Origin of the sequence: Actinopolymorpha cephalotaxi (genome assembly GCF_013408535.1) — a bacterium.
Taxonomy (GTDB): Bacteria; Actinomycetota; Actinomycetes; order Propionibacteriales; family Actinopolymorphaceae; genus Actinopolymorpha; species Actinopolymorpha cephalotaxi.
Map to the genome: position 1 here is coordinate 3,046,697 of NZ_JACBZA010000001.1, position 26,523 is coordinate 3,073,219.

The following is a 26,523-nucleotide window of genomic DNA, read 5'->3' on the forward strand; positions in this document are numbered from 1 at the left end:
CGCCACCCGGCCTGATTCGGCAAGGCCGTAGGACAGCCCTGGCGAAACGCCGTGGCGGGCCGGCCGGCCCGCCACGGCGAACCACCGGACGAGAAGGCCTGCGTACGACGTTCAGTGAGGAGTTCGGGGTGGTCGTCTTCATCGTGCGCAGGCTCGTCATCTCGGCCTGTGTGCTGCTCGTGGCGACGTTCGTCGTCTACACGCTGACCGCGTTGTCGGGTGACCCGCTGGCCGACCTGCGGCAGGACCAGACAGCGCAACGGGCGCAGAAGATCGCCGAGCGCACGAAACTCATGCACCTCGACCAGCCGGTGCCGCTGCGCTACGTCACCTGGCTCGCGGGGGTCGCCCACGGTGACCTGGGCTCCACCCGAACCGGCCAGGACGTCGGCGGCCTGCTCAGCCAGGCGGTGACGGCCACCCTGCAACTCGTCCTGGCCGCCTCGGTGCTGGCCCTGGTCGTCGGGATCATGGTCGGGATCGTGTCGGCACTGCGGCAGTACACCGGGTTCGACTACGCGGTCACCCTCGGGTCGTTCCTGTTCTTCTCGCTGCCGTCGTTCTGGGTGGCGGTGATGCTCAAGCAGTTCGCCGCGATCGAGTTCAACAACTGGCTGCGCGATCCGGAGATACCCGTCCAGGTGATCGTGCTCGTCGCCGCCGTGGCCGGACTCGCCTGGAGCGCGATCATGGGCGGCAACCTGCGCCGCCGGGCCCTCGCGTTCACGGTGGCGGCGCTGTCGGCCGGTGGCATCCTCACCTATCTGTCGCTCACCCGGTGGTTCGCCGATCCGGGTCTCGGCTTCGCGGTGATCCTGGTCGTCTCGCTGGCGTCCGCCGTCGGGATCGCCACCCTGGTCGCGGGTCTGCGCAACCGCGATCCGCTGTACGCCGCGCTGGCGGCGGCCGGGGTCGGCGCCCTGTCCTCGCTGGCGCTCAACTCCGTCCTCGCCGACCCGACCTGGGCGGTGATCGCGGGCCTCGCCCTGGTCAGCGTCGTGGTCAGCGCCGGCATCGGCCTGGCGCTGGGCGGGGTGCAACGCCGGCGCGCGGTCACCGCGGCCGTACTCACCGGGCTGTTCACCGGCGGGCTGATCTTCTTCGACAGGTTCTTCCAGGCGTTCTCCGGCTACAGCCAGCGCACGTTCGGCCGGCCGGTCTCCACCATCGGCGCCCGCACCCCCAACTTCACCGGCGGGTTCTGGGACCTCACCTGGGACGCGGTGAGCCACATCGCCCTGCCCAGCATGGCGTTGCTGCTGATCTCGTTCGCGCTGTACACCCGCTACACCCGGGCGAGCATGCTCGAGGTGCTCAACCAGGACTACGTACGCACCGCCCGGTCCAAGGGACTGACCGAGCGCAGCGTCATCACCCGGCACGCCCTGCGCAACGCGCTGGTGCCGCTGACCACGCTGATGGCGTTCGACTTCGCCGGCATGTTCGGCGGGGCGATCATCACCGAGAACGTCTTCGGCTGGCGAGGCCTCGGCGTGATGTTCCGGGACGGCGTGATGAACGTCGACCCCAACCCCGTGATGGCGTTCTTCATCGTCTCCGGCACCGCCGTCGTGGTGTTCAACATGCTGGCCGACATCGCCTACGCCTACCTCGACCCGCGAATCCGGCTGACGTGAAGGGAGGACGCGTGACCACTCAAGCCACCGACCGGCAGGTCCCGGGTGAGCCCGGGCCCGCGCGCGGGCCGGACGACACGGCGCCGGGCGGGACGACCGTCGTCGCCCGTACCCAGGGCCAGCTGATCCGCAGCAGGTTCTTCCGGCACCGGGCCGCGCTGGCCGGCATGGTGCTGCTGGCCGGCGTACTCCTCCTCGCGTTCAGCTCGATCGGCATCGGGCCGCTGCCCGGCTGGTGGCACCTGAGCTACAAGGCGACCGCCGAGGTGGTCGACGGCGGCCGCCCGACCCTCAGCGTGGTGCCCTCCTTCCTCGGCGGCGGTGGCCTGCGGTGGGGCGCGCACCCGTTCGGCCAGGACAACATCGGCAAGGACTACTTCGCGCTCACCATGCGCGGTGCGCAGCAGTCGCTGATGGTCGCGTTCATCGTCGGCATCGTGGCCACCATTGTCGGCACGGTCGTCGGCGCGGTCGCGGGCTACTTCCGCGGCTGGGTGGAGGCCGCGCTGATGCGCTTCACCGACGTGATGATCACCATCCCGACGATCGTCATCTGCGCGGTCGTCGGCCGGATGGCACTCGGCAGCGGCATCGTCATGCTCGGCATCGTGCTGGGACTGGTGGTCTGGACCCAGCTCGCCCGGCTGGTGCGCGGTGAGTTCCTCTCCCTGCGGGAGAAGGAGTTCGTGGAGGCGGCCCGCGCCGTCGGCACGCCGTCGATGCGGACGATCTTCCGGCACATCATGCCGAACGCCATCGGCGTGATCGTGGTGAGCGCCACCCTGACGATCGCCGGCGCGGTGCTGCTGGAGACGGCGCTGTCGTTCCTCGGGTTCGGCGTCCAGCCGCCGGACACCTCCCTCGGCCTGCTCATCACGCAGTACCGCTCGGCGATGATCACCCGGCCCTGGCTGTTCTGGTGGCCCGGGTTGTTCATCATCGCCATCGCCCTCGCGGTCAACTTCATCGGCGACGGGCTGCGGGACGCGTTCGACCCGCGACAGACAAGGGTGCGCGCCTGATGACTCCTTCCCTGTGGCCCCGCCGGGGCAGCCGTTCCGGATCCGGCCCCGACTCCCCCGGTCAGCTCGGCGCCGACGGCACCGGCGACCGCGACGGCACCGGTCCCGAGGTGCTGGACTTCGGCCCGCCCGGACGTGGACGTGACGACGCGTTCGGACCCGACCGTGCGGCCGGCCGCGGCACCGGTGGCGCCGGGCCGGGCGCGCCGCCGGCGGAGGTGCTCCGGGTGGAGAACCTCGCGGTGAGCTTCCCCACCGAGGACGGAACGGTCCGCGCCGTCCGCGGAGCCTCCTACGTCGTGCACGAACGCGAGGTCCTCGGCATCGTCGGCGAGTCCGGCTCGGGCAAGTCGGTGTCCTCGATGGCGGTGATGGGCCTGCTCCCCCGGACGGCGCGGATCAGCGGGCGGATCCTCTTCCGCGGCGAGGACATCCTCACCATGTCGCGCCGCCGCCAGCGCGGCCTGCGCGGACTGCGGATCGGCATGGTCTTCCAAGACCCGATGACCGCGCTGAACCCCGTCCACACGATCGGCGACCAGCTCGCCGAGGCGGTGCTGTCCCACCAGCTCGTCGACCGCAAGGTCGCGCTCACCAGGGCCGAGGAGATGCTCGACCTGGTGGGCATCCCGCAGGCCCGGGCGCGGCTGCGCAGCTACCCGCACGAGTTCTCCGGCGGAATGCGCCAGCGGGTGATGATCGCGATGGCGGTGATCAACGGCCCGGACGTCATCATCGCCGACGAACCGACGACGGCGCTGGACGTCACCGTGCAGGCGCAGATCCTGGAGAAGTTGCTGGAGGTGAAGGACGCGGTCAACGCCGCCATCGTGCTCATCACCCACGACCTCGGCGTGATCGCCGGGATCGCGCACCGGGTGCTGGTGATGTACGCCGGCCGCCCGGTGGAGATCGGGGGCACCGATGCGGTCTTCTACCGCACCCGGATGCCTTACACGGCAGGGTTGCTGGGGTCCATTCCCGCGCTGGAGAGCGCCGGCACGGACCGGCTGCGCCCGATCGGCGGCTTTCCCCCGTCGCTGATCGACATGCCCGCCGGCTGCCCGTTCCGGCCGCGGTGCCCGCTGGCCGACGACGCCTGCCGGCAGGCCGAGCCCGACCTGCTGAGCACCGGCGACGAGGACGATCCCGACCACGTGGCCGCCTGCCACCACTGGGACGCGCTCGCCGCGGTGCCCGACCCGACGGAGTTCTTCCGGACCGAGAGCGAGGGGAAGCGGCCATGACACCCCCAGCGAGCGGCACCGCGACCGCCGGGAACACCTCACCCGCCCCGGCGGCACCGGCAACCCACCTGCTCGAGGTCACCGACCTGGTGAAGACGTTCCCCGTTCGCGGCAAGGGCCTGATGCGCCGGGTCGTAGGCCAGGTCCAGGCGGTCAGCGGAGTGTCCCTGCACGTGGACCCGGGCGAGACCCTCGGCGTGGTCGGTGAGTCCGGCTGCGGCAAGTCGACCACCGGCCGGGCGATCCTGCAGCTGCACACCCCGACCAGCGGGTCGGTGCGGTTCTCCGGCAAGGAGCTGACGACGCTGGGCCGGCGGGCGATGCAGGGAGTACGCCGGGACCTGCAGATCGTCTTCCAGGACCCCTACGCCTCGCTCAACCCCAAGATGCCGGTCAACGACATCATCGCCGAGCCCCTGAAGGTGCACGGGCGCTGGGGATCGACCGGCAAGGCGCGGGTGGCCGAGCTGCTCCGGCTGGTGGGCCTGAACGCCGAGCACGGCAACCGCTACCCGCACGAGTTCTCCGGCGGACAGCGCCAGCGGGTCGGGATCGCCCGGGCGCTGGCGCTGGAGCCGCGGCTGCTCGTCCTGGACGAACCCGTCTCCGCCCTCGACGTGTCCGTGCAGGCCGGCGTGGTCAACCTGCTGGAGGACCTGCAGGACACCCTCGGGGTCGCGTACATCTTCATCGCCCACGACCTGTCGGTGATCCGGCACATCTCCGACCGGGTGGCGGTGATGTACCTCGGCAAGGTCGTCGAGACCGGCAGCCGCGACGACGTGTACGAACACCCGGCGCACCCCTACACCCAGGCGCTGCTGTCGGCCGCGCCGATGGCCAACCCGAAGCGGGAACGCGAACGCCGGCGGATCATCCTCACCGGCGACGTGCCGAGCCCGGTCGACCCGCCGAGCGGGTGCAGGTTCCGCACCCGCTGCTGGAAGGCGCAGGACATCTGCGCGCGGGAGGAGCCGCAGCTCGTCGACCGCGGGCAGGGACACCCGTCGGCCTGCCACTTCGCCGACGTCGACCGCCGCGTGGTGTGACGCCTGGCGGGCGCTCGGATTCTTCCGCGGAAGAAAATGCCAACCGGATTCTTCCGCGGAAGAATCCCCCGCGTCAGGTCGTACGTCGGAGCGCGCCGTGAAGCGTGAAGACCTGAGGTGGGCCTGGCATCCGGCCGTCTTCACACTTCACCAAGCAGCGCCGCGCCAAACCCGCAGCGTGAAAACTCCGGGGGGTCCTGGCCACCTGGAGCTTTCACACTCCACCGGGCGCTCCGGCGTCGGCCTCGCCTGCCCGTTACGCGTAGACCGCGTCCAGGTCCACGTCCCCGTCGGCGAGCTTGCCCGGATCGACCTCACGCCCGGACCGGATCAGCGCCTGGATGGCGTCCTGAACGTCCCAGACGTTGACGTTCATGCCCGCGACGACCCGGCCCTTGCGCAGCCAGAACGCCACGAACTCCCGTCCGTCCAGGTCACCGCGCACCACCACGTCGTCGTACCCGTCCGGCCCGACGTCCCCGGAGTACTCCATGCCCAGGTCGTACTGGTCGCTGAAGAAGAACGGCACCGCGTCGTACGCCGCGTCGGCGCCCAGCATCGCCCGGCCCGCGGCGGCACCGCCGTCCTGGGCGTTGGCCCAGTGCTCCACGTGCAGCCGGCGGCCGAACGTCGGTGAGTGCCACCGCGCGACGTCGCCCGCGGCGTAGACGTCCGGGTCGGAGGTACGCAGCCGCTCGTCGGTGAGCACTCCCTTGTCGACGTCCAGCCCGGCGGCCTCGGCCAGCTCGACGTCCGGGGCCACGCCGACGCCGACGATCACCGCGTCCGCGGCCAGCTCCTCGCCGGCTCCGGTGACCACGCCGGTCACCTTCCCGCCGTCGCCGCTGATCTGCTCGACGGAGGCGCCGAACCGGAACTCCACCCCGTGGTCGCGGTGCAGCCGCGCGAACACCTCGCTCATCTGCGATCCCAGCACGGTGTAGAGCGGCCCCGGCTGCGGCTCGACCACCACCACCTCCGCGCCGTGGTGGCGCGCCGCGGCCGCGGTCTCCAGGCCGATCCAGCCGGCGCCGACGACCACGACCCGGTCCGCGGCGGCCAGGGTCGCCTTCAGCGTGAGGCAGTCGGTGAGGGTCCGCAGGTAGTGCACGCCGGCCAGGTCGGCACCGGGAACGTTCAGCCGGCGCACCACCGAGCCGGTCGCCAGCAGCGCCTTGTCGTAGTGGAGCGTCTCACCGTCGGCCAGCACCACCTCGTGCGCGGACGGGTCCAGCCGCCGCACGGCGACACCGAGGCGGAGCTCGATCCGCTGCTCGTCGTACCACGCCTGGTCGTGGGTGATCACCGTCACCGGATCGTCGGCGTCGAGGAGGACGCCCTTGGACAGCGGCGGGCGTTCGTACGGAAGCTCGGACTCGCGGGCGACGAGCACGACCCGGCCGGAGAAACCTTCCGACCGCAACGCCTCCACCGCCTTCGCCGCGGCCAGTCCCCCGCCGATCACGACGTAGGTCTGCTGTCCGGTCTGCTCAGCCATGCGGGGAACTCCTTCGAAAGCTCACGTACGGGATTCCCACCGTGCCACAGGCGGGCCCGGCGGAGCAGGATCTCGGCGGGAACCGGCCGCGTGGCCGTAATGTCGTGAGGATCAGCGCTGCAGCGAACGCGCCATCGCCACCGCGGACGCATCGGTCAGCGATGCCGTCTGGTCGATGATCACCCGCAGCCGGGCGGCGTCGTCGGGGGCGGCGGCGAAGTCGGCCCGGAACGCCGGCGCCAGCCCCTCCGGCGCGTGCCGCCGCAGCGCCGACACCAGCCCGTGCACGACCTCCCGCTGCCGCGACAGCAGGGCGACACGTTCGGCCGACCGCATGACGTACGTCGCGGCGATCCCCTTCAGGACGGCGATCTCCACCCGGGTCTCGTGGGGTACGACGAGGGAGGCGCGGTAGCGGACCAGCCGGCCCCGGCCGTACTCCGTGTGCGTCGCCTGCTCGGCGGCCAGGCAGAAGCGCCCGATCAGCTGGCTGGTGAGGTCCTTCAGCGCGGCCAGCGAGCGCCGGTCGCCGTCGTAGTCGGTCGGCGGCCAGTAGCCGAAACCGCGCAGCCGGTCGTACGCCTCGTCGAGTTCGGCGTCCGCGACGCCGGGGAGGTACCAGTCGCGGACGACCTCCCACACGGTGGCGCGTTCGGCCCGGTCGGCCAGCGCGGACAGCAGGATCCGGCCGAACACCACGCCGTCCTCCACGTCGTGCACGGAGTACGCCACGTCGTCGGCGAAGTCCATCACCTGGGCCTCCAGGCAGCGGCGCCGGTCGACGCCGGCCCGCAGCCAGCCGAAGACCTCCAGGTCGTCGTCGTACACGCCGAACTTCGCCCCGGCGTCCGGCGGCCCGTCACCGCGCCGCCAGGGGTACTTCGTCGCGGCGTCGAGGGAGGCCCGGGTGAGGTTCAGCCCGGCGCTGCGGCCCGTACCATCCCCGGCGAACGTCTTCGCCTCCAGCCGGGTCAGCAGCCGCAGCGTCTGCGCGTTGCCCTCGAACCCGCCCGCCTCCGCGCACACCTCGTCCAGCGCGGTCTCGCCGTTGTGCCCGAACGGCGGGTGGCCGAGGTCGTGGGCCAGGCAGGCGGTGTCCACCACGTCGGGGTCGCAGCCGAGGGACTGGCCGAGCTCGCGGCCCACCTGCGCGACCTCGAGGGTGTGCGTGAGGCGGGTACGGACGAAGTCGTGGATCCCCGGACCGAGCACCTGCGTCTTGGCGGCGAGCCGGCGCAGTGCCGCCGAGTGCAGGACGCGGGCCCGGTCGCGGGCGAACGGCGTGCGGCCGGCGCTCTTCGGCGGCTCGCCCACCCAGCGTTCGACATCGGAGGGTTGGTAGCTCGAGTCCTCGTGCCGCTCGCCCGGCGTGGTTCGGTTCATCGCAGCACAGACCCTATGGCATCGGCGGACCCCGGCCCGGGCGGAGCCGGTGCCTGGTGCGCGCCTTCCGTAACGACCACGCCGGACGTGCTACAACCACCCCATGAAACGCTACGCAGTCATGCTGTCACTATTCGTGGCCGCGGTCGCGGTGGCCGCCACCACGACTGCCGTCCCCTCCGCCGCCGCGGCGGCCGGGGAGGCGACCCGAAAGCCCGCGCAGCCCTCGGTCACGGCGCTCGCGCGGTCTGCCGCCGCGCCCACCCAGGCCACCCAGGCCACCACTCAGGTCGGCCGGGCCGGCCAGGACCGTCCGGTCATCGCCATCGGCCGGTTCGGGCCCGTCGACGACGGCGGCAACGCGTTGACGTACGACCCGGCGCTGGTGCCGGCCGGAGCGCAGGCGGCGGTGGCCGCCTACACCTGGCCGTTCGGCACCACCACCGTGCTCGCGGTGACCGGCCTGGTCCCCCGGCGCACCTACGGCGCCCACGTCCACGTGAACGCCTGCGGTGCCGCGCCGACGGACGCCGGTCCGCACGTGCAGTTCGTCGAGGACCCGGTGCAGCCGTCGGTGGACCCGAGGTACGCCAACCCGCGCAACGAGATCTGGCTGGACTTCCGCGCCGACGCCAACGGGGTCGGGTACGCGGTCAGCACCGTCTACTGGCCGATCACCGCCAAGGACGCCGGTTCTGTGGTGATCCACGAGCACCGCACGAGCAGAGGGCACGGACACGCGGGCATGGCCGGTGCGCGGCTGGCCTGCCTGACCGTCCCCTTCGACCAGGCGCGGTAGGGGCAGTCCTTCGGGGCAGTCCTTCGGGCAGTCCTTTGGGCTGGTCCGCGGCGAGGTGGGCTGGTCCGTTGGGAGGACCTGCGTTCAGCCTCGTGACCGATGAGCCCTGTCGGTGCCCACCCCTAGGCTGACCCGCACGACGAGGGAAGCGATGGCCGACGCGGCGGTGGCCCTGCCAGGGTCACCGGCCGCGCCGGTCGGTGACGGTCGGTGACGGCCGACCCCGCGCCTGGCCGATCGTCACCTGGCGACTATCACCACGTCGACGCGCCCACCTTCGGCGACGTGGGGCAGACCGGCTTCGGGGTTGCCGACGTCGGGGTGACCGGCTTGGGGGTGACCGGCTTGGGGGTGGCCGGGTTCGGGGTGACCCGGGGCGCCGGCGTACGCCCGCCCCGCCACTGCCGGCGAAACTCCCGCGGCGTACGCCCGGTGCGGGCACGGAACGCGGTCGCGAAGTGCTGGGCGGAGGAGAAGCCCAGCTCCACCGCGACCTGGGTGACGCTCGCGTCGGTCTCGGCCAGCAGCATCTCCGCCCGGCGCAGCCGCAGCGACCGGTGATAGTTCGCCGGGCTGGCGCCCAACTGCTCGGTGAACAGCTCGCCGAGGTACGCCGGCGACAGCCCCACCGCCCGGGCCAGCTCGGCCAGCGGCAGCCGCTCACCCGGCGCGGCGTCCAGCAGCCGGCGGGCGTGCGCCACCGCGGGGTGGAGGCCGACCTGGCCGGCAACCTCACCCGTGGTCAGCAGCCTGGTCACCTCCACCAGCAGGTGCCGCGCGGTCAGCGTCAGCCCGGTGGCCCGCAGCGACTGGGTGGTGGTGACCTCGCGCAGGAACGCCTCGAACGGCGCGACCGCCGAGCCCGCGTCGGGCACGTACGCCGGCGCCGACCGCTGCCAGACCGGCAACGCCTCGGGCAGGTCCGCCAGCAGGGCGGCGGCGTCGAACGCGGCGAACACGTAGTGCCAGGTGGTGCTCGCCGGGCAGACCATGTGGTGGACCGCACCCGGCGGCACGACCAGCAGGCCGTTGCGGCCCACGGTGTAGTCGCGGTCACGGACCCGCCAGCGGGTGGCCGGGCCGTCGGTCTGGAGGTACAGCTCCCACACGTCGTGGTGGTGGGCGCCGATCAGCCAGGACGTCGGCGCGCGCTGGTCGCCGGCGTGCTCGAGCCCGGGTACGCCCGCCCGGCCGAGGTAGGCGTGGAAGCCGGCCGAGATCCCGTCCGGCCGTACCACCTCGTCGGTTCCGCCCGCCCCGCCGGCCCCACCAGTCCCGCCCGCCCCACCGGCTCTGCCGGCCCCGCCACCACTGTCCGCACGCATCCGGCGATTGTGTACGTTTCCCGGCCCGCGCGTGAACGCCTGCGACCGCACCCGGCCGTAGCGTCGCGAGACATGACGACCACGACCGAAGACCTGCTCGAACGCTACGCCGACCTGCTGCCGACGCCCGAGGACGTGGCGTTCTACCAGGAGAACGGCTACTGGATCTCCGGGCGCATCCTGCCGCCGGAGGTGCTCGACTCCGCCGAACGCGGCATGGCGAGCTTCTACGCCGGGCACGCCGACCGCCCGATGCCCGACGGCAGCGACCGGGTGGGCTGGCGGGCCGAGCACGGCGACGTACTCCGCAAGAACGACTACACGTCGCTGATCGTCGACGACCTGGCCACCCTGGTGCGGCATCCGCTGATCGGCGCCTGCGCGGCCCGCCTCAACGGCGAGCCGGAGATCCGGCTCTGGCACGACCAGCTGCTGTACAAGCCGTCCGAGGACGGCCTCACGGAGTCCGGGAAGGTGAACGTCGGCTGGCACACCGACCGGCAGTACTGGCGCAGCGCGGCGTCCGCCGACATGCTCACCGCCTGGGTGCCCTTCCACGACGTCGGCGAACGCGAGGGCGCGGTGTCCTTCGTGGCCGGCAGCCACCGCTGGGAGGACGACGTGGTGCTGGACTTCTTCAACCCCGACCTGTCCACCCTGGACGCGGTGCGAAAGCAGCACGACGTCGAGGTGGTGGTGGCGGAGATCCCGCGCGGGGCGATGAGCATCCACCACTGCCGTACGGTCCACGGCAGCGGGCCGAACCGCAGCGGCGCGCCGCGGCGGTCGATGGCGATCCACATGCAGCCGGGGTCGAACCGCTTCGTGGAGCACACCCGGCCCGACGGCACCCTCGCCTTCCACCCCAACGACCAGTACGTACGCCGCGACGCCGCCGGCCACCCCGACTACACCGACCCGGCCGCCTGCCCGCGGCTGTGGCCGCCCGCCGCCTGATCGACGGCGACCGGCACCGACCAGTCGGCCGACCAGTCAGCCGACCAGGGTGCCGATCCGGCGGCGGAGGTCGGCCACGTCGGGGACGTTCGCGTGCTGCCCGGCGTACCTCCGGAGCTCACGCAGGTCCTCCGCGGTACGCCGGGACCGCAGCCGGCCCGCGCCCTCCAGCGCGGGCGTTCCCACCGCCACTCCCTCCCGCGGGTCGTCGGTCGCCATCAGCAGCGACGCGAGCTTGATCCGGGAGATGGTGCGGGACCGGGCGTAGACCGGGGTGTGCCCGGCCACCGCGGCGGCCAGCCGCCGGCCGGCCTCGGTCGGATATCCGCGTACCTCCAGGTCGAACAACGCGTGCCCGGTGTCGCCGGCGTGCTGGGCCGCGTCGTAATACGCCATCCACGGCGGGTCCTCGGCCGGGTTGGAACGGGCGAACGCGTCGTCGGCCGCGCCGACCACCCGCAGGGTCTCCCGGGTGCGGCCCAGCCGGGCCAGTCCGCGCGCCCGCGCGGTGAGCAGCATCGCCTGCTCGGTGGGGGTGATCCGGTCCGAGCGGACCAGGGCCAGGTCGGTCAGCCCGAGCGCCGTGGCGGCCTGGCCCCGCCAGACCGCCAGCCGGGCCATCGAGGAGAGCACCTTCGCCCGCAGGTGCCAGGTGCCCGCCGCCTCCGCGCAGGCGAGCGCGAACCGGAACAGCCGTTCCGCGTCGGTGAAGGCGTACGCGTCGAAGGCCATGAACCCGGCCACGTGCGCGAGATGCCCGACCGCCTCGTGCAGTTCCAGGCGTTCGCGGTGCCCGGCGCCGGCCTGCAGCAGCCGGGCCGACCAGCGCAGCTGTGCGACCACGGCGTCCCGTACGAAACCGCCGCCGTAGCTGTGGTCCCAGCGGCTGAACAGCACCGCGGCCGCCCGCACGTGCCCGATCTCGTCCCGGCCGATCCGCGACGGTATCGGGGTCGCCTCCAGCGGGCCGAGCAGCGCGAACGCGGCGGCCGGCACCAGTCCAGCACCGCCGGCACCGCCGGCACCGGAACCGGCCGCGGGCGCACCACTCGCGCCTATACGCACCGACAACGCTGCGGTCCCGCCGGAATCTCCCGCGGTCCCGGAGTGACCGTTGCTCCCGGAACCGGTGGTCCCGGTACCGGCACCACCGACACCTCCGGCACCACCGTTGCCGGCCAGGGCCGGCGCCCGCCGCGGGTTGAAGAAGCCCAGCTCCCGGTCGGTACTCGCCCCGAGAACGGCCCGGAACGCGTCCCGGTAGAGCTTCTGCGGCCAGCGAATGACTCCGCGCTCGAGCTTCCCCACGTAGTTGGCGTCGATTCCGAACTCGCGACCGGTGACCCGGAACAGGTACGTGTTCAGCTGGTCTGCCATCTCCTGCCGGGACATCGCGTGACCGGGAGACTCCCGGGACCCCGTTCTCTCGCGCGCGGAACGTAACCTCTCGTTGGGCTCCACGAGGACACCCCCTCAAGGTGGCGGCTCCATGGTTCCACTAGGCACGCGCGAGATCGTCGTGTCAACGAGTGACCGACATTGGCACTAAGGGCAACCGTCCGGGCAACGCTCAGGGCAACACTCAGGGCGACCTCTCAGGAGACGCCCGCGTCGCTCACCTGCTGGCGCTGCCCGCGTCGGTGTCGGCGAGCACCGCCGCCCGGCCGGCCTCCAGCCTGGCCACCGGGACCCGGAACGCCGAGCACGAGACGTAGTCCAGGCCGGCGTCGTGGAAGAAGTGCACCGAGTCCGGGTCGCCGCCGTGCTCGCCGCACACCCCGAGCTTGAGGTCCGGGCGGGCCGCCCGGCCCTCCCGTACGGCGAGCTCGACGAGACGGCCGACCCCGGCGACGTCGAGGGACTCGAACGGCGAGACCCCGAAGACGCCGCGTTCGAGGTAGGCCGCGAAGAACGCCGCCTCCACGTCGTCGCGGGAGAACCCCCAGGTCGTCTGGGTGAGGTCGTTGGTACCGAAGGAGAAGAAGTCCGCCGTCCGGGCGATCGCACCGGCGGTCAGCGCAGCCCGGGGCAGCTCGACCATCGTCCCGACGGGGATCGGCCGGGTGAACCCGGTGCGGTCGCGGACGCCGGCGATGGTCCGCTCGGCCTCCTCGCGGCTGAGCTCCAACTCCTGGACGGTGCTCACCAGCGGGATCATCACCTCGACCCGCGGGTCGCCGCCGGCGCGCTCCCGGGCCGCGGCCGCCTCGGCGACGGCCCGCACCTGCAGGGCGTACAGGCCGGGTACGACCAGCCCGAGCCGGACGCCGCGCAGCCCCATCATCGGGTTCTGCTCGTGCAGCCGCCGGACCGCGCGCAGCAGCTTCTCGTCGCGCGGGGCCTGCTCGCCCCGTTCCTTCGCCAGCGCCACCCGTACGGACAGGTCGGTGAGGTCGGGCAGGAACTCGTGCAGCGGCGGGTCGAGCAGCCGCACCGTGACCGGCAGCCCGTCCATCGCCGCCAGCAGTCCCTCGAAGTCGGCGCGCTGCAACGGCAGCAGCTCCGCCAGCGCGGCGGTCCGCTCCGCGTCGTTCTCGGCGAGGATCAGCGCCTCGACGTAGTGCCGGCGGTCGCCGAGGAACATGTGCTCGGTACGGCACAACCCGATGCCGGCCGCACCCATCGCCCGGGCGCGCGCGGCGTCCTCGGGCAGGTCGGCGTTCGCGCGTACGCCGAGCCGGCGGCGGGAGTCGGCGACCGCCATCAGCCGGTGCACCGAACGCACCAGCTCGTCGGCCTGCGCCGCACCGGGGTCCAGTTCCCCTTCGAAATAACGCACGACGGGTGAGTCGACGACCGGAACCTCGCCCAGGAAGACGTCTCCGGTCGTACCGTCGATGGAGATCACGTCGCCCTCGGCGACCTCCACCCCGCCTGGCGCGGTGAAGCGGCCGCGGGCCACGTCGATGTCCAGCGTCTCCACTCCGCACACGCACGTCTTGCCCATGCCGCGCGCGACCACGGCGGCGTGGGAGGTCTTGCCGCCCCGGCTGGTGAGGATGCCGCGGGCGGCGATCATCCCGTCCAGGTCGTCGGGGTTGGTCTCCCGGCGGACGAGGATCACCTGCTCGCCGGTGGCGTTCCACTCCACCGCGGTGGCGGTGTCGAACACCGCCCGCCCCACGGCCGCGCCCGGTGAGGCGTTCATGCCGTGCGCCACCGCCCGTCTGGCGGCGCGGTCGTCGAACCGCGGGAACATCAGCTGGGCGAGCTGGTGACCGTCGACCCGGGCCAGCGCCTCGTCCTCGGTGATCAGGCCCTCGTCGACGAGCTGGGTGGCGATCCGGAACGCCGCGGCCGCGGTCCGCTTGCCCACCCGGGTCTGCAGCATCCACAGCCGGCCGCGTTCGATGGTGAACTCGATGTCGCACAGGTCGCGGTAGTGGCCCTCGAGGGTGGCCATGATGTCCAGCAGTTCGTCGTAGGACACCTTGTCCAGTTGGGCGAGCTCGGTCAGCGGGACGGTGTTGCGGATACCGGCGACCACGTCCTCGCCCTGCGCGTTGGCGAGGTAGTCGCCGTAGACGCCGCGCGCACCCGAGGCGGGGTCGCGGGTGAACGCCACACCGGTGCCGGAGTCGGAGCCGAGGTTGCCGAACACCATCGCCACCACGTTGACCGCGGTGCCGAGGTCGGCGCTGATGCGTTCCTGGCGGCGGTAGGTGATCGCCCGCGGTGCGTTCCAGCTGTCGAACACCGCCCGGATCGCGGCGTCCAGCTGCTCGCGTGGATCCTGCGGGAAGTCCCGGCCGCTCTCCGCGCGCACGATTCCCTTGTACGTAAGGACGAGTTCGCGCAGCGCCCCCGCGTCCAGGTCCACGTCGTGCGCCGCGCCGCGGTCCCGCTTCAGCGCGTCCAGCGCGTCGTCGAAGTGCGGGCCGTCGATGCCGAGCACCGTCCTGCCGTACATCTGCAGCAGCCGGCGGTAGGAGTCCCAGGCGAACCGCTCGTCACCGGCCTGCTCGGCGAGGCCACGCACGGAGCGGTCGGTCAGCCCGATGTTGAGCACCGTGTCCATCATGCCCGGCATGGAGAACTTCGCCCCCGAACGCACCGAGACCAGCAGCGGGTCGGCGGGATCACCCAGCCGCCTGCCGCGTACCGCCTCGACGTTCGCCAGGTGCCTGCCGACCTCCTCGTGCAGCCCGGCCGGTTCCCGCCCGGTCTCGAGGTAGGTACGACACGCCTCGGTGGTGATGGTGAACCCGGGCGGGACCGGCAGGCCGAGGTTGGTCATCTCGGCGAGGTTCGCGCCCTTCCCGCCGAGCAGGTCCCGCATGTCCTTGTTTCCCTGGGCAAATCCGTACACGAACATCCGCACATCACCCCCTGGCGACGGCCGCTCCCCGTGCGGCGCCGCGCTTTCGAGCGTAGGGCGTGTCCTGTGAATCAGGCGGGTCAACAGCACCGCGGCTTCCGCCGGTGTGACCTCCGGCCCGCGGCTCTACGCCGCGCCGGCCACGGCCACGGGAAGCGGCGGGGGCGGCAGCAGCGAGGTGGCCTGGTGGACGGCCCGCAGACTGAGCGTGACGGACAGTTCGGTGGTCGGCAGCGTGGGTACGCCGAAGATGCGGCGGGCCCAGCGCGGCAGCGCCATGAAGGCGAGCGTGTTGAGCGAGGGCACCACCAGCCGCAGCGGCGCCAGCCGGAACGGAAACGGCGGGTTGAAGGAGTTCAGCATGCCCTGGCGGGCTTCGTCGCAGAGGTACAGCTTCGGCCGCATCATGGCGAAGTAGTCGGCGAGGTCGGCCCGGGAGGCGGGCGCGTCGGCGCGCTTGATGCCGACCACCTCGGCGGCCCGCCTGCTCTCCGAGACGTAGGCGTCGGCCTCCTCGTCGCTGCCCAGGATGCCTGCCCTGCGGGCGATGTCGACGTAGGAGTCGATCTCACCGCAGTGCACCCACAGCAGGCCCTCCGGCTCGTCCAGCCGGAACGTCTCGTCGGTGTCGGGGTCGTAGCCGGTGAGGTTCGCGTGGATGGCCCGCACCCGCCGGCCGGCCTCCTTCACCTGCGCCGTGCTGCCGTAGGTGCGCATCGCCACGAAGTCGGTCGTACGCAGGAACCGCGCCCAGGCCTTCTTCCGGTCGAACAGCGCGGAGTTCTGGAAGGTGCCGCGCATGACCCGCGGGTACAGCGCCTGGAGGTACAGCGCGCGGACGCCCGCCACCCACATGACGTGCTCACCGTGCACCTGCCAGGTGACCGAGCCGGGGCCGAACAGTCCGTGGTCCTTGCGCGCCGCCATGATCCCGACCGTACCCCCGGGGCACAACACGCGCCCCGCGTTCGCGACCGGGGCGTCAGCCGCCGGACGCCTCAGCCGGACGCCTCAGCCGGATGCCTCAGCCGCCGGAGATGCCGAGCTCGGCGCCGGCCAGGTCCTCGCCCAGCCCGTCGCGGTCGTCCAGCCAGCCCTCGGGCATGGTCACCGACCGGGGGCTGCCCTGCCGGCCGCGGGCCAGTCCGAGCTCGGCGACCGGGAACGGCTGGTCGTGGTCGAGTTCGGCGAGCAGGGCGTCCAGCCCGGCCAGGTCCGACACCAGGCCGAGGTCCCGGCGCACCTGCTGGCGGACCGGGAAACCCTTGAGGTACCACGAGACGTGCTTGCGGAACTCCCGGCAGCCGCGGTCCTCCCCGACGTACCCGGCGAGGAGTTCGGCGTGCCGGCGCATCATCGCGGCCACCTCGCCGAGGCCGGGCAGCGCCGGCGCCGGCAGGCCGCCGAACGCCGCCGCCAGGTCGCGGAACAGCCACGGCCGGCCCAGGCAGCCGCGGCCGACGACGACCCCTGAGCAGCCGGTCTCGGCGACCATGCGTACCGCGTCCTCGGCCTCCCAGATGTCGCCGTTGCCGAGCACCGGGATGTCCACGGCCGCGGCGAGCTCGGCGATCGAGGACCAGTCGGCCTGGCCGCTGTAGTGCTGGGCGGCGGTCCGGCCGTGCAGCGCGATCGCCGCGCAGCCGCTGTCCGCGGCGATCCGCCCGGCCTCCACGAAGGTCAGGTGGTCGTCGTCGATGCCCTTGCGGGTCTTCATCGTCACCGGAACGCCGTACGGCGCGGCCGCGGCGACCGCCGAGCGCAGGATCGTGCCGAGCAGGTTGCGCTTCCACGGCAGCACCGCTCCCCCGCCGCGCCGGGTGACCTTGGGCACCGGGCAGCCGAAGTTCAGGTCGACGTGGCCCACGCCGTAGTCGCCGCACAGGATCTCGGTCGCCCGGCCGATGTAGGTGGGGTCGACGCCGTACAGCTGGACCGACCGGACGGTCTCGCCCGGGTCGAACACCAGCATCCGCTTCGTCGTCTCGTCGCCCTCGGCGAGGCCGCGGGAGGTGATCATCTCGCAGACGTACACCCCGGCGAGGGGTTCTTCCCCGCCCGAAGGCGAGCTCGGCACGTACGCCTGCCCCTGCTCGCGGCACAGCGTGCGGTAGGCCGCGTTGGTCACCCCTGCCATCGGCGCGAGGACCACCGGCGGGCTGACCGTCGACGCGCCGAGCCGGAACCCGCTCGGGGCGGCCTGCGGCACCGAACCCGGCCCGGGGGCCGCGGCGGTGTGAGCGGTGTCGGCGGTGTGAGCGGTGTCGGCGGTGTGAGCGGTGTCGGCGGTGTGAGCGGTGTCAGCGGTGGTGGTCATGAGCCGTCCGGTTCGAACGCGAGGGCGCCGTTGGGCAGCAGCTTGCCGTGGTAGGTCACGCGTTCGTTGTAGACGTCGGTGACCCAGCAGGTCAGGCCGGTGCGGGTGCCGACCTCGACGGCTTCCAGGTCGGTGATGTCGCAGGTCACCCGGGCCGGCCGGAACGCCTGGCGGGTCGCCTCGTACACCGCCTTCTTCTCCGTCACCGGCAGCTTGGCCGCCGACCAGCCCCAGTTGACCTCGGACTCCTTCACCGTGGCGGTGATCGCGAACGTGGTCCGCACGTCGTCCAGCCGCACGTCGCAGGTGAACTTGTACGTGCCGAGCGCGATGATGTCGTCCTCGGACTTCGAGCAGCTGGACTTCGTGCCCTTCTCGTCCACCTCGCCGGCCGAGGCCCACACGATCGTCTCCAGGCGGTACCTGATCCGCTCCAGCTCCGGCGCCGCGTCCTTCGGCGGCGAGGGCAGCTTCGGCGCCGGGTAGGTGCTGGTCGGCCTGGGCAGCGGGGTGAGCGTGACCGTCGGGCTCGGGGTCGGGGTGGCCGTCCTCGTCGGAGCCGGCCTGGGCGTGCCCGTCGCGTCGGTGAGCTTGCGCAGGGAGATGTCACCGCGCTGGGCGGTCGAGCTCGGCTCCGGTGTCCGCGATGCCGCCGAGTCGTTGGAGTCCGTCAGGGCGCCGAGCGGGCCGCAGCCGGCGGTGACGCCGAGAGCCAGGACGGCGAGCCCGGCGAGCCCGAACGACCGGCGCGGCCGGGACGACCGGCGCTGCCATGCCGACCGGCGCGTCCGGGAGAGGTGGGAGTGGAGTGTCATGACACCTGGGAGAAGGGAACGGGGCAGGGGAACAGGCGAACCGGGCGGGACGGTCAGCAGCCGACCAGACGGGCGGCGAGGTAGGCCTCCACGCCGTCGAGGGAGACGCGTTCCTGCGTCATCGAGTCGCGCTCACGTACCGTCACGCGGTGGTCCTCCAACGTCTCGAAGTCGACCGTCACACAGTACGGCGTGCCGATTTCGTCCTGCCGACGGTACCTCCGCCCGATCGCGCCGGCGTCGTCGAACTCGACGTTCCACGACTGGCGCAGCTGGTCGGCGAGGGCGCGGGCCTGCGGTGACAGGTCGGAGTTGCGCGACAGCGGCAGCACGGCCGCCTTCACCGGGGCGAGCCGGCGGTCCAGCCGGAGCACGGTGCGGCGTTCGAGCTTCCCCTTGGAGTTCGGCGCCTCGTCCTCGGTGTAGGCGTCCAGCAGGAACGCCGCCATCGACCGGCCCACGCCGGCGGCCGGCTCGATGACGTACGGCGTCCAGCGTTCGCCCTTGTCCTGGTCGAAGTAGGACAGGTCGGCGCCGGAGGCTCGCGCGTGCGTGCTGAGGTCGAAGTCGGTGCGGTTGGCCACGCCCTCGAGCTCGTCGAACTCCTTGCCGCCGAACCCGAAGCGGTACTCGATGTCGACGGTGCGCTTTGAGTAGTGGGAGAGCTTCTCCTTGGGGTGTTCGTAGAAGCGCAGGTTGTCCGCGGAGATGCCCAGGTCGGTGTACCACTCCCAGCGCTTGGCCAGCCAGTAGTCGTGCCACTCCTCGTCGGTGCCCGGCTGGACGAAGAACTCCATCTCCATCTGCTCGAACTCGCGGGTACGGAAGATGAAGTTGCCGGGGGTGATCTCGTTGCGGAAGCTCTTGCCGATCTGAGCGATGCCGAACGGCGGCCGGCGTCGCGCGGAGGCCATCACCTGGGCGAAGTTGACGAAGATGCCCTGCGCGGTCTCCGGTCGCAGGAAGTGCATGCCCTCCGCGCTCTCCACCGGTCCGAGGTGCGTGCGCAGCAGGCCGTTGAACAACCGCGGTTCGGTGAGCGCGCCCTTGGTGCCGCACGCCGGGCAGCCGAGCTCGGTGATGTCGGCCGGCGGCCGGTCGTGCTTCGCGGCGAACGCCTCCTCCAGGTGGTCGGCCCGGAACCTGCGATGGCAGCTCTGGCACTCGGTCAGCGGGTCGACGAACGCCTCGACGTGACCGGAGGCCTCCCACACCGCCCGCGGCAGGATCACCGAGGAGTCCAGGCCCACCACGTCTCCGCGGGTGCGCACCATCGCCCGCCACCACTGGCGCTTGAGGTTGTCCTTCAGCTCCACACCGAGCGGGCCGTAGTCCCAGGCCGAACGGGTGCCGCCGTAGATCTCCCCACAGGGGAAGACGAAACCACGGCGCTTGCAGAGGCTGACGAGAGTGTCGAGGCGATCGGCTGGCACGTGTGCACTCCATCCGGCTGGGTGTCGGCGGGGACGCGGAAGGACACAGGCTACCGGTGTGCCCCGATGCACGGTGTCCTACGCCCTGGCGCGGGTGAGAGGATCGGTGGGAACGCGTGGCGGCCGGCATCGGCGGCGGCCCTGTCGCAGTCGAGGAGTGTCGTGTCCGACCGACCGAAGTCGAGGCAGCCGAAGGCCGGCGGGCCGCGCAGCCGTCCGCCCGGCCCCAGGTCCGCGGCGGCGACGTCGCGGACGGGCGGCAACCGTCGGCCGGGCACCTCCGCGGGTGCGGGCGGCACGAGTGGCACGAGTGGCACCGGCGCCCGGCATGGCTCGGGTTCGGCCGGCCCGTCACGGTCGCCGAGTTCTTCCGGCTCGCCCGGCTCCACCGGATTTCGCCGTACGGCGGAACGCCTGAGCTACCCGGTCATCCTCCGGTTGCACCGCGCGCCGCGCTGGGTGGTGACGATCGTCCTGGTGGCGCTACTGGTCGCGGGCCTGCTGGCGCCCGCGCCGTACGGACCGGTCTGTCTCGGTGTCGTCGTGGCGACGATGGCCTGGCTCACCTACCTCGCCTGGCACGAGGGAGACCGCTCCCGCCGGGTGATCCGCCTGGTCGCGCTGGCCCTCGGCGGCGCGGCGCTGGCGATGCGCATCGTCGCCGCCTGAGCGACACCTTCACCTCCATCACCTCCATTTCCGCACGGAGTCCGTACGGATCCGTACGGACCGGGCAACCCGGAGTTGACAGCGCACGGCCGCCAGTTGAAAATGGTTCTCATGTTCTTCATGATCCGGCGGGCGGCCGTCGTACGGCGGTTCGCCGTCGTCGCCGTCGCCGGCCTGTGCGCCGGCAGCCTGCTCACGGCGTGCGGGTCGGAGTCCGGACCGGGCTCTGCGAGCGGAGACCAGCTGAGCGTGGTGGCGTCGTTCTACCCGCTGCAGTACGCCGCCCAGCGCGTCGCCGGCAACTCCGCGAACGTGGTCAACCTCACCAAGCCGGGCGCCGAACCGCACGACCTCGAGCTGTCGCCGCGGGCGGTGGGCACGGTGAGCGAGGCCGACCTCGTGGTCTACCTGCGCGGTCTGCAGCCGGCCGTCGACACCGCGGTGAAACAGGAGGCCGGCGACCACAGCCTGGACGTGGCCGGCGCCGCCAAGCTGACCTTGCCCGCACCGCGCGCCGGCGAGTCCGACCATGCCGGCCACGCAGACCATGCCGACCACGGCAACCACGTCGAGGGCGGCGGGGAGACCGACAGCGTCGCGTCGGGCAAGGATCCACACTTCTGGCTCGACCCCCTCCGCCTGGCCGCCGTGGGCGACGCCCTCGCCAACCGGCTGGCGGCGGTCGACCCCGGCCACGCCGCCGCGTTCCGGGCCAACGCCGCCCGGCTCCGCGCCGACCTCACCAAGCTGGACCGGGAGTTCCGTACCGGCCTGGCCACCTGCCGCACCCACGACCTGGTGACCAGCCACGCGGCGTTCGGGTACCTCGCCCATCGCTACGGGCTCACGCAGTTCGGCATCACCGGGCTGTCCCCGGAGCAGGAGCCCTCCCCCGCCGAGCTCAGCGCGGCCGCGACGTTCGCCCGCAGGCACGACGTTCGTACGATCTACCACGAGACGCTGGTGAGCCCGGCCGTGGCGAAGACGGTGGCCGAGGAGACCGGAGCCCGGAGCGCGGTCCTCGACCCGCTGGAGGGGCTGACCTCGGAGTCGGCCGGCAAGGACTACCTCGCCGTCATGCGCGCCAACCTCGGCACGCTCCGGAAGGGACAGGACTGCTCATGAGCACCAGCCCGCCCGGCCCCGGAACCGGCATCGAACGTTCCGCGGCCACCCCCGCCGTCAGCCTTCGTGGCGGCGCGGTCTCCTACGCCGGCCAGCGCGCGCTGTCGGGTGTCGACCTCGACGTCGCGCCCGGTGAGGTGGTCGCCCTGCTCGGGCCGAACGGCTCGGGCAAGTCGACCCTGGTCCGGGCGATCCTCGGCCTGGTTCCCCTGTCGGCCGGCACGCTCGAACTCTTCGGCACACCCGCGCAGCGGTTCCACGACCGCGCCCGGATCGGCTACGTACCCCAGCGGCACACCGTCGGCGGCGGCGTTCCCGCGACCGTGCAGGAGGTGGTGTCCTCCGGCCGGCTGGCCCGCCGCCGGCTGCTCACCCCCTGGCTCCGCCCGGCCGACCGGGCGGTGGTCGCCGACACGATCGCCACCGTCGGGCTGGAGGAGAAGGCCTGCGCCCAGGTGTCCACGCTGTCCGGCGGCCAGCAGCGCCGGGCGCTGATCGCCCGCGCGCTGGCCGGCGAGCCGGACATGCTGGTGATGGACGAGCCGCTGGCCGGGGTCGACCTGGCCAACCAGGAGATCCTCACCCGGACGCTGACCGGTCTGGTGGAGGCCGGCACCACCCTGCTCATCGTGACGCACGAGATCGGCCCCCTGGCCGGCCTGATCGGCCGTACGGTCGTACTGCAGCACGGCCGGGTCGGCTACGACGGCCCGCCCACGGACAAGGTGCTGAACGGCTTCGGCGGCACCGACCCGCACTGCCTGCCGACCTCACCGGACCTGCCGAACTCACCCGGCGACCCCTTCGGATTCGTGGACTGAGCATGGAGATCCTGCAGTTCGACTTCATGCAGCGGGCGTTGCTGGCCGCGCTGCTCATCGGCCTGTCCGCCCCGGCGGTCGGCATCTACCTCGTCCAGCGCCGGCTCGCCCTGATCGGCGACGGCATGGGCCACGTCGCGCTCACCGGCGTCGGCATCGGGCTGCTCACCCGTTCCGGCCCGGTGTGGACGGCGCTGGTGTGCACGGTGCTCGGCGCCGTACTCATCGAGCTCATGCGGGCCAAGGGTCGTACGAGCAGCGACGTCGCCCTGGCGGTGATGTTCTACGGCGGCATCGCCGGTGGCGTGGTGCTGCTGGCGAAGGCGCCCGGCAGTACGCCCGCCAACCTCAACGCCTACCTCTTCGGCTCGATCACCTCGACCACGCCGGGTGACCTGGTGGTGTTCGCCGTCCTCGCGGTGGTCGTGCTGGCGGTCGCGCTCGGGATGTCCCGGGTGTTCTTCACCGTCGGCGCGGACGAGGAGTACGCCACCGCGGCCGGGCTGCCGGTGCTCGCCCTCAACATCGTGCTCGCGGTGATGGTCGCGGTCACCGTCGTGGTGTCGATGCGGGTCGTCGGCCTGTTGCTGGTCAGCGCGCTGATGATCGTGCCGGTGGCGGTGGCGCAGCGGGTCGGGCGCAGCTTCGCCGGCACCGTCGCCACCGCCATGGTGGTCGGCGTGGTGGTGAGCGTGGGTGGTGTGTTCACCTCCTTCTACGCCGACACTCCTTCCGGTGCGACGATCGTGCTCGCGGCCATCGCGGTGTTCGTGCTCACCGCGGCGGGCACCGCGCTGCGGGCCAGGATGCGCGGACCGCACAACGAGGCCGAGGACCACCTGCACGCCCACGGACCCACCTGCGGGCACCGCGCCGTACCCCACGAGGACCACGTGGACTACCTGCACGACGGGCACCGGCACGCGCCGCACGGCGCGCACTACGACGAGCACTTCACCGACGACCCGGCCGACCCGGTCGACCCGGTCGACCCGGCCACACAGGGGAGGCGATCCAGCTGACCGCGAACCCGAGGATCCGCGCGACCCGGCAGCGGGCCGCGGTCGCGGAGGCGCTGGAGGGGGTCGAGGACTTCCGCAGCGCCCAGGACATCCACGCACTGCTGCGCGGCCGCGGCGACAACGTCGGGTTGACAACGGTCTACCGCACGCTCGCGTCCCTGGCCGACGCCGGGCAGGTGGACGCGATCCGTACCGACGACGGCGAGACGGTCTACCGCCGGTGCGCCACCGCGCGGCACCACCACCACCTGGTGTGCCGTAGCTGTGGGCACACCGTGGAGGTGGAGGGACCCGCGGTCGAGCGGTGGGCGGAAGGCGTGGCCGCGCAGGCCGGGTTCGTCGACGTCACCCACACCGTCGAGGTGTTCGGAACCTGCGCCACCTGCGCCCGTGAGGACGGGGCCTAGCGACGGGTCCTACTCGCCCTCGGGGTCGCGCACCTCGTTGGGGATCGCGCCGCCGAACCTGCGGTCCCGCCCGACGTACAGCTCGATCGCCCGCCACAGGTCACGCCGGTCGAAGTCGGGGAACAACGTGTCCAGGAAGACGAACTCGGCGTACGCCGACTGCCACAGCATGAAGTTGGACGTGCGCTGCTCCCCCGACGACCGGACGAACAGGTCGACGTCGGGCAGATCCGGCTGGTAGATGTACCGGCCGATCGTCCGCTCGTCGATCCGGTCCGGTCGCAGCTTTCCGGCCTCCACGTCGCGGGCGATCGCCTGCATCGCGTCGGCCAACTCGGCCCGTCCGCCGTAGTTGACGCAGAACTGCAGGTTGATCACGTCGTTGTCCTGGGTGCGTTCCTCGGCGTCCTGAAGCTCGCGGATGACGCTCTTCCACAGCCGGGGCCGGCGACCGGCCCAGCGCACCCGCACCCCCATGGCGTCCAGCTCGTCCCGCCGGCGGTGGATCACCTCGCGGTTGAAGCCCATCAGGAAGCGCACCTCCTCCGGCGAACGCGACCAGTTCTCGGTGGAGAACGCGTACGCCGACAGGGTTTTCACGCCGATCTCGATCGCACCCTTGATGGTGTCGAAGAGCGCGCCCTCACCCTGTTCGTGACCACGGGTGCGCGGCAGCCCGCGCGCCTTGGCCCACCGGCCGTTGCCGTCCATCACCAGGGCGACGTGGCGGGGAACGAGCTCCGGCGGGATGTCCGGTGGCCGGGCACCCGACGGGTGCGGGTCGGGCGGCTGCACCTGCCGGCGGACAGGTGCCGGCCTGCGCCGCAGGCCGGCGCGCAGGCTGGGACTCATCGCGAGATCACACCCCGTCCGGTGTCGTGGGGGAAAGCGCCTTCGTGCTGCTCGTCCGTGCCGCTCGTGCGCCCGTGGTCATGCTGCTCGTGGTCGTCGTGCTCGCTGTGGTCGTGCGGGTCGTCCTCGGCCACCCGTACCCGGATCTCCGGTTCGAACCGCTCGACGTGCGGCAGGGAGCGCAGGCCGCGTTCGAGATGCCACTGGAGGTACGCCGAGACCAGGCCGGTGGCCTCGCGCCGGTGCCGGTCCGCACTCGCGTCGGCCACCGGCCACTCGCCGGTCAGCAGCGCCGCCAGCAGCCCGACGGTCTCCGGCGCGGGCATCGCCACCCCGGCCGGCCGGCAGTCCGCGCAGATCATCCCGCCGGCCGCGACCGCGAACGCGCGGTGCGGTCCGCCGGTGCCGCAGCGGGCGCAGGCGTCGAAGGACGGTGCGTAGCCCGCCACGGACATCGACCGCAGCAGGTAGGAGTCCAGGATCAGGCTGGGCTCGTGGGCCCCGTCTGCCAGGGACCGAAGGGCGGCGACCAGGAGCAGGAAGTGCTGGGTGGCCGGCTCGCGTTCCTCGACGGTCAGCCGCTCCGCGGTCTCCAGCATGGCGGCGGCGGTGGTGTAGCGGCCGTAGTCGGCGTACATCGCCTCGGCGTAGGGCCGGCGGATCTCGGCCTGGGTGATGACGTCCAGCGAGCGGCCCACCGCGAGCTGCAGCTCGACGTAGGAGCAGGGCTCCAGCCGGGCGCCGAACCGCGAGGTCGTACGGCGGACACCCTTGGCGACCGCCCGCACCCGTCCGTGATGACGGGTCAGCAGGGTGATGATCCGGTCGGCCTCGCCCAGCTTGTGGGTGCGGAGCACCACGGCCTCGTCGACGTACAGCGGCACGCCGACCATTCTCGCCTACCGCGCCGACGTGGCGGACCCCCGCCGCACATCGGCGCGCCCGTACGCCACTTCCCGTACGTCACAGCAGGCTCAGCAGGGACGCCGCGGCCAGCAGGTTGACCAGCAGGTGGGTGACGATCGCGGGACCGAGCCGGTCCGACCGCATCCGGACGTATCCGGCGGCCAGCCCCGCACCGAACAGCAGCAGTATCCGAGCGGGTTCGAGGTGGACCAGGGCGAACAGCACCGCGGTCACCAGCAGCGTCGGCCAGGCACCCAGGCCGCGCCGGCGCAGCGCACTCCACCACATGCCCCGAAAGTGAACTTCCTCCATGAACGCCGCACACAGCGCCATCACGGCCAGCGCCACGACCTGCCAATGGGCGTTGGCGTGCCCGGCGACGTCACCCAGCGCGGACGTGGGCGTACTTCCGGTCACCGCGATCGTGGCCAGCAGGATGAGCGCGGCCACCAGAAGGACGGTCAGGCAGGCCACCAGCCCGATCACCACGTCGACGGGGCGAAACCACAGGGCGAGGTCCGAGCGCGGACCGTTACCGCGCCGCCGGGAGGCCAGCAGTGGCACGCCGGCCAGCGACAGCCAGCCCACGGGGGTGGCGATGATCGTCGCCGTGACCGGATCCACGCCCAGCGCGGACAGGCCGAGCGACACCGCGAACGACAACACGACGAAACCGAGCAGCGACCCGATCGCGGTGGGAAGCCCCCATCGCGGCGGCGGCGCGACCTCGGTCCCGCCGGGCGTGTCGGGGCCGGCGGGTGGGACGTCTCCCGACGCGGGAACAGGGCCGGAAGACTCCGAAGGCGATGGCTGACTGGTCACCCCTCCATCATGTACGCCACCTCCACACCACCCGCCGACACGCTTGGTTTGACTCAGCGCCGATCAGGGGCAAGGGTGGAATCACCGGCGTCCAGTGCA

23 protein-coding genes are annotated in these 26,523 nt (G+C 72.3%); 11 read left to right on the plus strand and 12 right to left on the minus strand.

What is annotated here, in order from left to right:
• The first annotated feature begins 128 nt into the window (after positions 1 to 128).
• Genes FHR37_RS13520 through FHR37_RS13535 form a run of 4 tightly spaced genes read left to right on the plus strand, consistent with a single transcriptional unit; the run spans position 129 to position 4,955 of the window.
• Positions 129 to 1,637, plus strand: a complete 1,509-nt coding sequence (locus tag FHR37_RS13520; RefSeq protein ID WP_092883301.1) for an ABC transporter permease — start codon at positions 129 to 131, stop codon at positions 1,635 to 1,637.
• An 11-nt stretch (positions 1,638 to 1,648) separates the two neighbouring features.
• On the plus strand, positions 1,649 to 2,659 hold the full coding sequence (locus FHR37_RS33115; RefSeq protein ID WP_237768760.1) for an ABC transporter permease: 1,011 nt from the start codon (positions 1,649 to 1,651) through the stop codon (positions 2,657 to 2,659).
• Positions 2,659 to 3,906: an ABC transporter ATP-binding protein gene (locus FHR37_RS13530; RefSeq protein ID WP_202818070.1), complete on the plus strand. Its 1,248-nt coding sequence runs from the start codon at positions 2,659 to 2,661 to the stop codon at positions 3,904 to 3,906. Before FHR37_RS33115 ends, FHR37_RS13530 begins: the two co-directional genes overlap by 1 nt.
• Entirely contained in the window at positions 3,903 to 4,955 is a 1,053-nt protein-coding gene (locus FHR37_RS13535; protein ID WP_092883302.1) for an ABC transporter ATP-binding protein, read from the plus strand. Before FHR37_RS13530 ends, FHR37_RS13535 begins: the two co-directional genes overlap by 4 nt.
• A 256-nt stretch (positions 4,956 to 5,211) precedes the next feature.
• On the opposite strand, the gene FHR37_RS13540 is transcribed toward FHR37_RS13535, so the two are convergent.
• Positions 5,212 to 6,453 (minus strand): NAD(P)/FAD-dependent oxidoreductase, encoded by a 1,242-nt coding sequence (locus tag FHR37_RS13540; protein ID WP_092883303.1) that lies wholly within the window; start codon positions 6,451 to 6,453, stop codon positions 5,212 to 5,214.
• 111 nt (positions 6,454 to 6,564) lie between these two features.
• On the minus strand, positions 6,565 to 7,836 hold the full coding sequence (locus FHR37_RS13545) for a deoxyguanosinetriphosphate triphosphohydrolase (protein ID WP_092883304.1): 1,272 nt from the start codon (positions 7,834 to 7,836) through the stop codon (positions 6,565 to 6,567).
• Between the two features lie 103 nt (positions 7,837 to 7,939).
• Here FHR37_RS13545 and FHR37_RS13550 point away from each other — a divergent pair, with 103 nt between their 5' ends.
• Positions 7,940 to 8,635 (plus strand): superoxide dismutase family protein, encoded by a 696-nt coding sequence (locus FHR37_RS13550; RefSeq protein ID WP_237768761.1) that lies wholly within the window; start codon positions 7,940 to 7,942, stop codon positions 8,633 to 8,635.
• Positions 8,636 to 8,889: 254 nt separating this feature from the next.
• Here the strand turns inward: FHR37_RS13550 and FHR37_RS13555 are convergent, their stop codons facing one another.
• On the minus strand, positions 8,890 to 9,960 hold the full coding sequence (locus FHR37_RS13555) for a helix-turn-helix domain-containing protein (protein ID WP_092883305.1): 1,071 nt from the start codon (positions 9,958 to 9,960) through the stop codon (positions 8,890 to 8,892).
• A gap of 72 nt (positions 9,961 to 10,032) precedes the next feature.
• Between FHR37_RS13555 and FHR37_RS13560 the strand changes: the two genes are divergently transcribed.
• Entirely contained in the window at positions 10,033 to 10,917 is an 885-nt protein-coding gene (locus FHR37_RS13560; protein WP_092883306.1) for a phytanoyl-CoA dioxygenase family protein, read from the plus strand.
• A gap of 36 nt (positions 10,918 to 10,953) precedes the next feature.
• On the opposite strand, the gene FHR37_RS13565 is transcribed toward FHR37_RS13560, so the two are convergent.
• From FHR37_RS13565 to FHR37_RS13590, 6 genes are all read right to left on the minus strand, one after another.
• A complete protein-coding gene (locus FHR37_RS13565; RefSeq protein ID WP_179771001.1) occupies positions 10,954 to 12,294 on the minus strand; it encodes an XRE family transcriptional regulator in 1,341 nt (446 codons plus the stop codon).
• A 238-nt stretch (positions 12,295 to 12,532) separates the two neighbouring features.
• Positions 12,533 to 15,232, minus strand: a complete 2,700-nt coding sequence (ppdK, locus tag FHR37_RS13570; RefSeq protein WP_175542499.1) for a pyruvate, phosphate dikinase — start codon at positions 15,230 to 15,232, stop codon at positions 12,533 to 12,535.
• Positions 15,233 to 15,361: 129 nt separating this feature from the next.
• Positions 15,362 to 16,162, minus strand: coding sequence for an oxygenase MpaB family protein (locus FHR37_RS13575; RefSeq protein ID WP_092883308.1), 801 nt, complete (start codon positions 16,160 to 16,162; stop codon positions 15,362 to 15,364).
• A gap of 97 nt (positions 16,163 to 16,259) precedes the next feature.
• Positions 16,260 to 17,552 carry a tRNA dihydrouridine synthase DusB gene (gene dusB, locus FHR37_RS13580; protein WP_092883309.1) on the minus strand — a complete coding sequence of 431 codons (1,293 nt, stop codon included), beginning with the start codon at positions 17,550 to 17,552 and terminating at the stop codon, positions 16,260 to 16,262.
• Positions 17,549 to 18,367 carry a hypothetical protein gene (locus FHR37_RS13585; RefSeq protein ID WP_092883310.1) on the minus strand — a complete coding sequence of 273 codons (819 nt, stop codon included), beginning with the start codon at positions 18,365 to 18,367 and terminating at the stop codon, positions 17,549 to 17,551. The genes dusB and FHR37_RS13585 overlap by 4 nt, the downstream gene beginning before the upstream one ends.
• 53 nt (positions 18,368 to 18,420) lie before the next feature.
• Positions 18,421 to 19,800, minus strand: coding sequence for a glycine--tRNA ligase (locus FHR37_RS13590; protein ID WP_092883311.1), 1,380 nt, complete (start codon positions 19,798 to 19,800; stop codon positions 18,421 to 18,423).
• A gap of 162 nt (positions 19,801 to 19,962) precedes the next feature.
• Here FHR37_RS13590 and FHR37_RS13595 point away from each other — a divergent pair, with 162 nt between their 5' ends.
• The 5 genes from FHR37_RS13595 (at position 19,963) to FHR37_RS13615 (ending at position 23,844) form a co-directional block, all read left to right on the plus strand.
• Positions 19,963 to 20,469 (plus strand): DUF6703 family protein, encoded by a 507-nt coding sequence (locus FHR37_RS13595; protein ID WP_139238928.1) that lies wholly within the window; start codon positions 19,963 to 19,965, stop codon positions 20,467 to 20,469.
• A gap of 111 nt (positions 20,470 to 20,580) precedes the next feature.
• On the plus strand, positions 20,581 to 21,594 hold the full coding sequence (locus FHR37_RS13600) for a metal ABC transporter substrate-binding protein (RefSeq protein WP_092883314.1): 1,014 nt from the start codon (positions 20,581 to 20,583) through the stop codon (positions 21,592 to 21,594).
• The gene (locus FHR37_RS13605; protein WP_092883315.1) at positions 21,591 to 22,415 is read left to right on the plus strand and encodes a metal ABC transporter ATP-binding protein; all 825 of its coding nucleotides are present in this window, start codon (positions 21,591 to 21,593) and stop codon (positions 22,413 to 22,415) included. Before FHR37_RS13600 ends, FHR37_RS13605 begins: the two co-directional genes overlap by 4 nt.
• 2 nt (positions 22,416 to 22,417) lie before the next feature.
• Positions 22,418 to 23,437: a metal ABC transporter permease gene (locus FHR37_RS13610; protein ID WP_092883316.1), complete on the plus strand. Its 1,020-nt coding sequence runs from the start codon at positions 22,418 to 22,420 to the stop codon at positions 23,435 to 23,437.
• Positions 23,438 to 23,451: 14 nt separating this feature from the next.
• Positions 23,452 to 23,844: a Fur family transcriptional regulator gene (locus FHR37_RS13615; RefSeq protein WP_456237028.1), complete on the plus strand. Its 393-nt coding sequence runs from the start codon at positions 23,452 to 23,454 to the stop codon at positions 23,842 to 23,844.
• 9 nt (positions 23,845 to 23,853) lie between these two features.
• On the opposite strand, the gene FHR37_RS13620 is transcribed toward FHR37_RS13615, so the two are convergent.
• The 3 genes from FHR37_RS13620 to FHR37_RS32450 all read right to left on the minus strand — a co-directional run bounded on the left by FHR37_RS13620 (position 23,854) and on the right by FHR37_RS32450 (position 26,424).
• Entirely contained in the window at positions 23,854 to 24,696 is an 843-nt protein-coding gene (locus FHR37_RS13620) for an isoprenyl transferase (protein ID WP_092883318.1), read from the minus strand.
• Entirely contained in the window at positions 24,693 to 25,580 is an 888-nt protein-coding gene (gene recO, locus FHR37_RS13625; protein WP_202818071.1) for a DNA repair protein RecO, read from the minus strand. The genes FHR37_RS13620 and recO overlap by 4 nt, the downstream gene beginning before the upstream one ends.
• 79 nt (positions 25,581 to 25,659) lie before the next feature.
• Positions 25,660 to 26,424 (minus strand): CPBP family intramembrane glutamic endopeptidase, encoded by a 765-nt coding sequence (locus tag FHR37_RS32450; RefSeq protein ID WP_139238929.1) that lies wholly within the window; start codon positions 26,422 to 26,424, stop codon positions 25,660 to 25,662.
• Between the last annotated feature and the right edge of the window lie 99 nt (positions 26,425 to 26,523).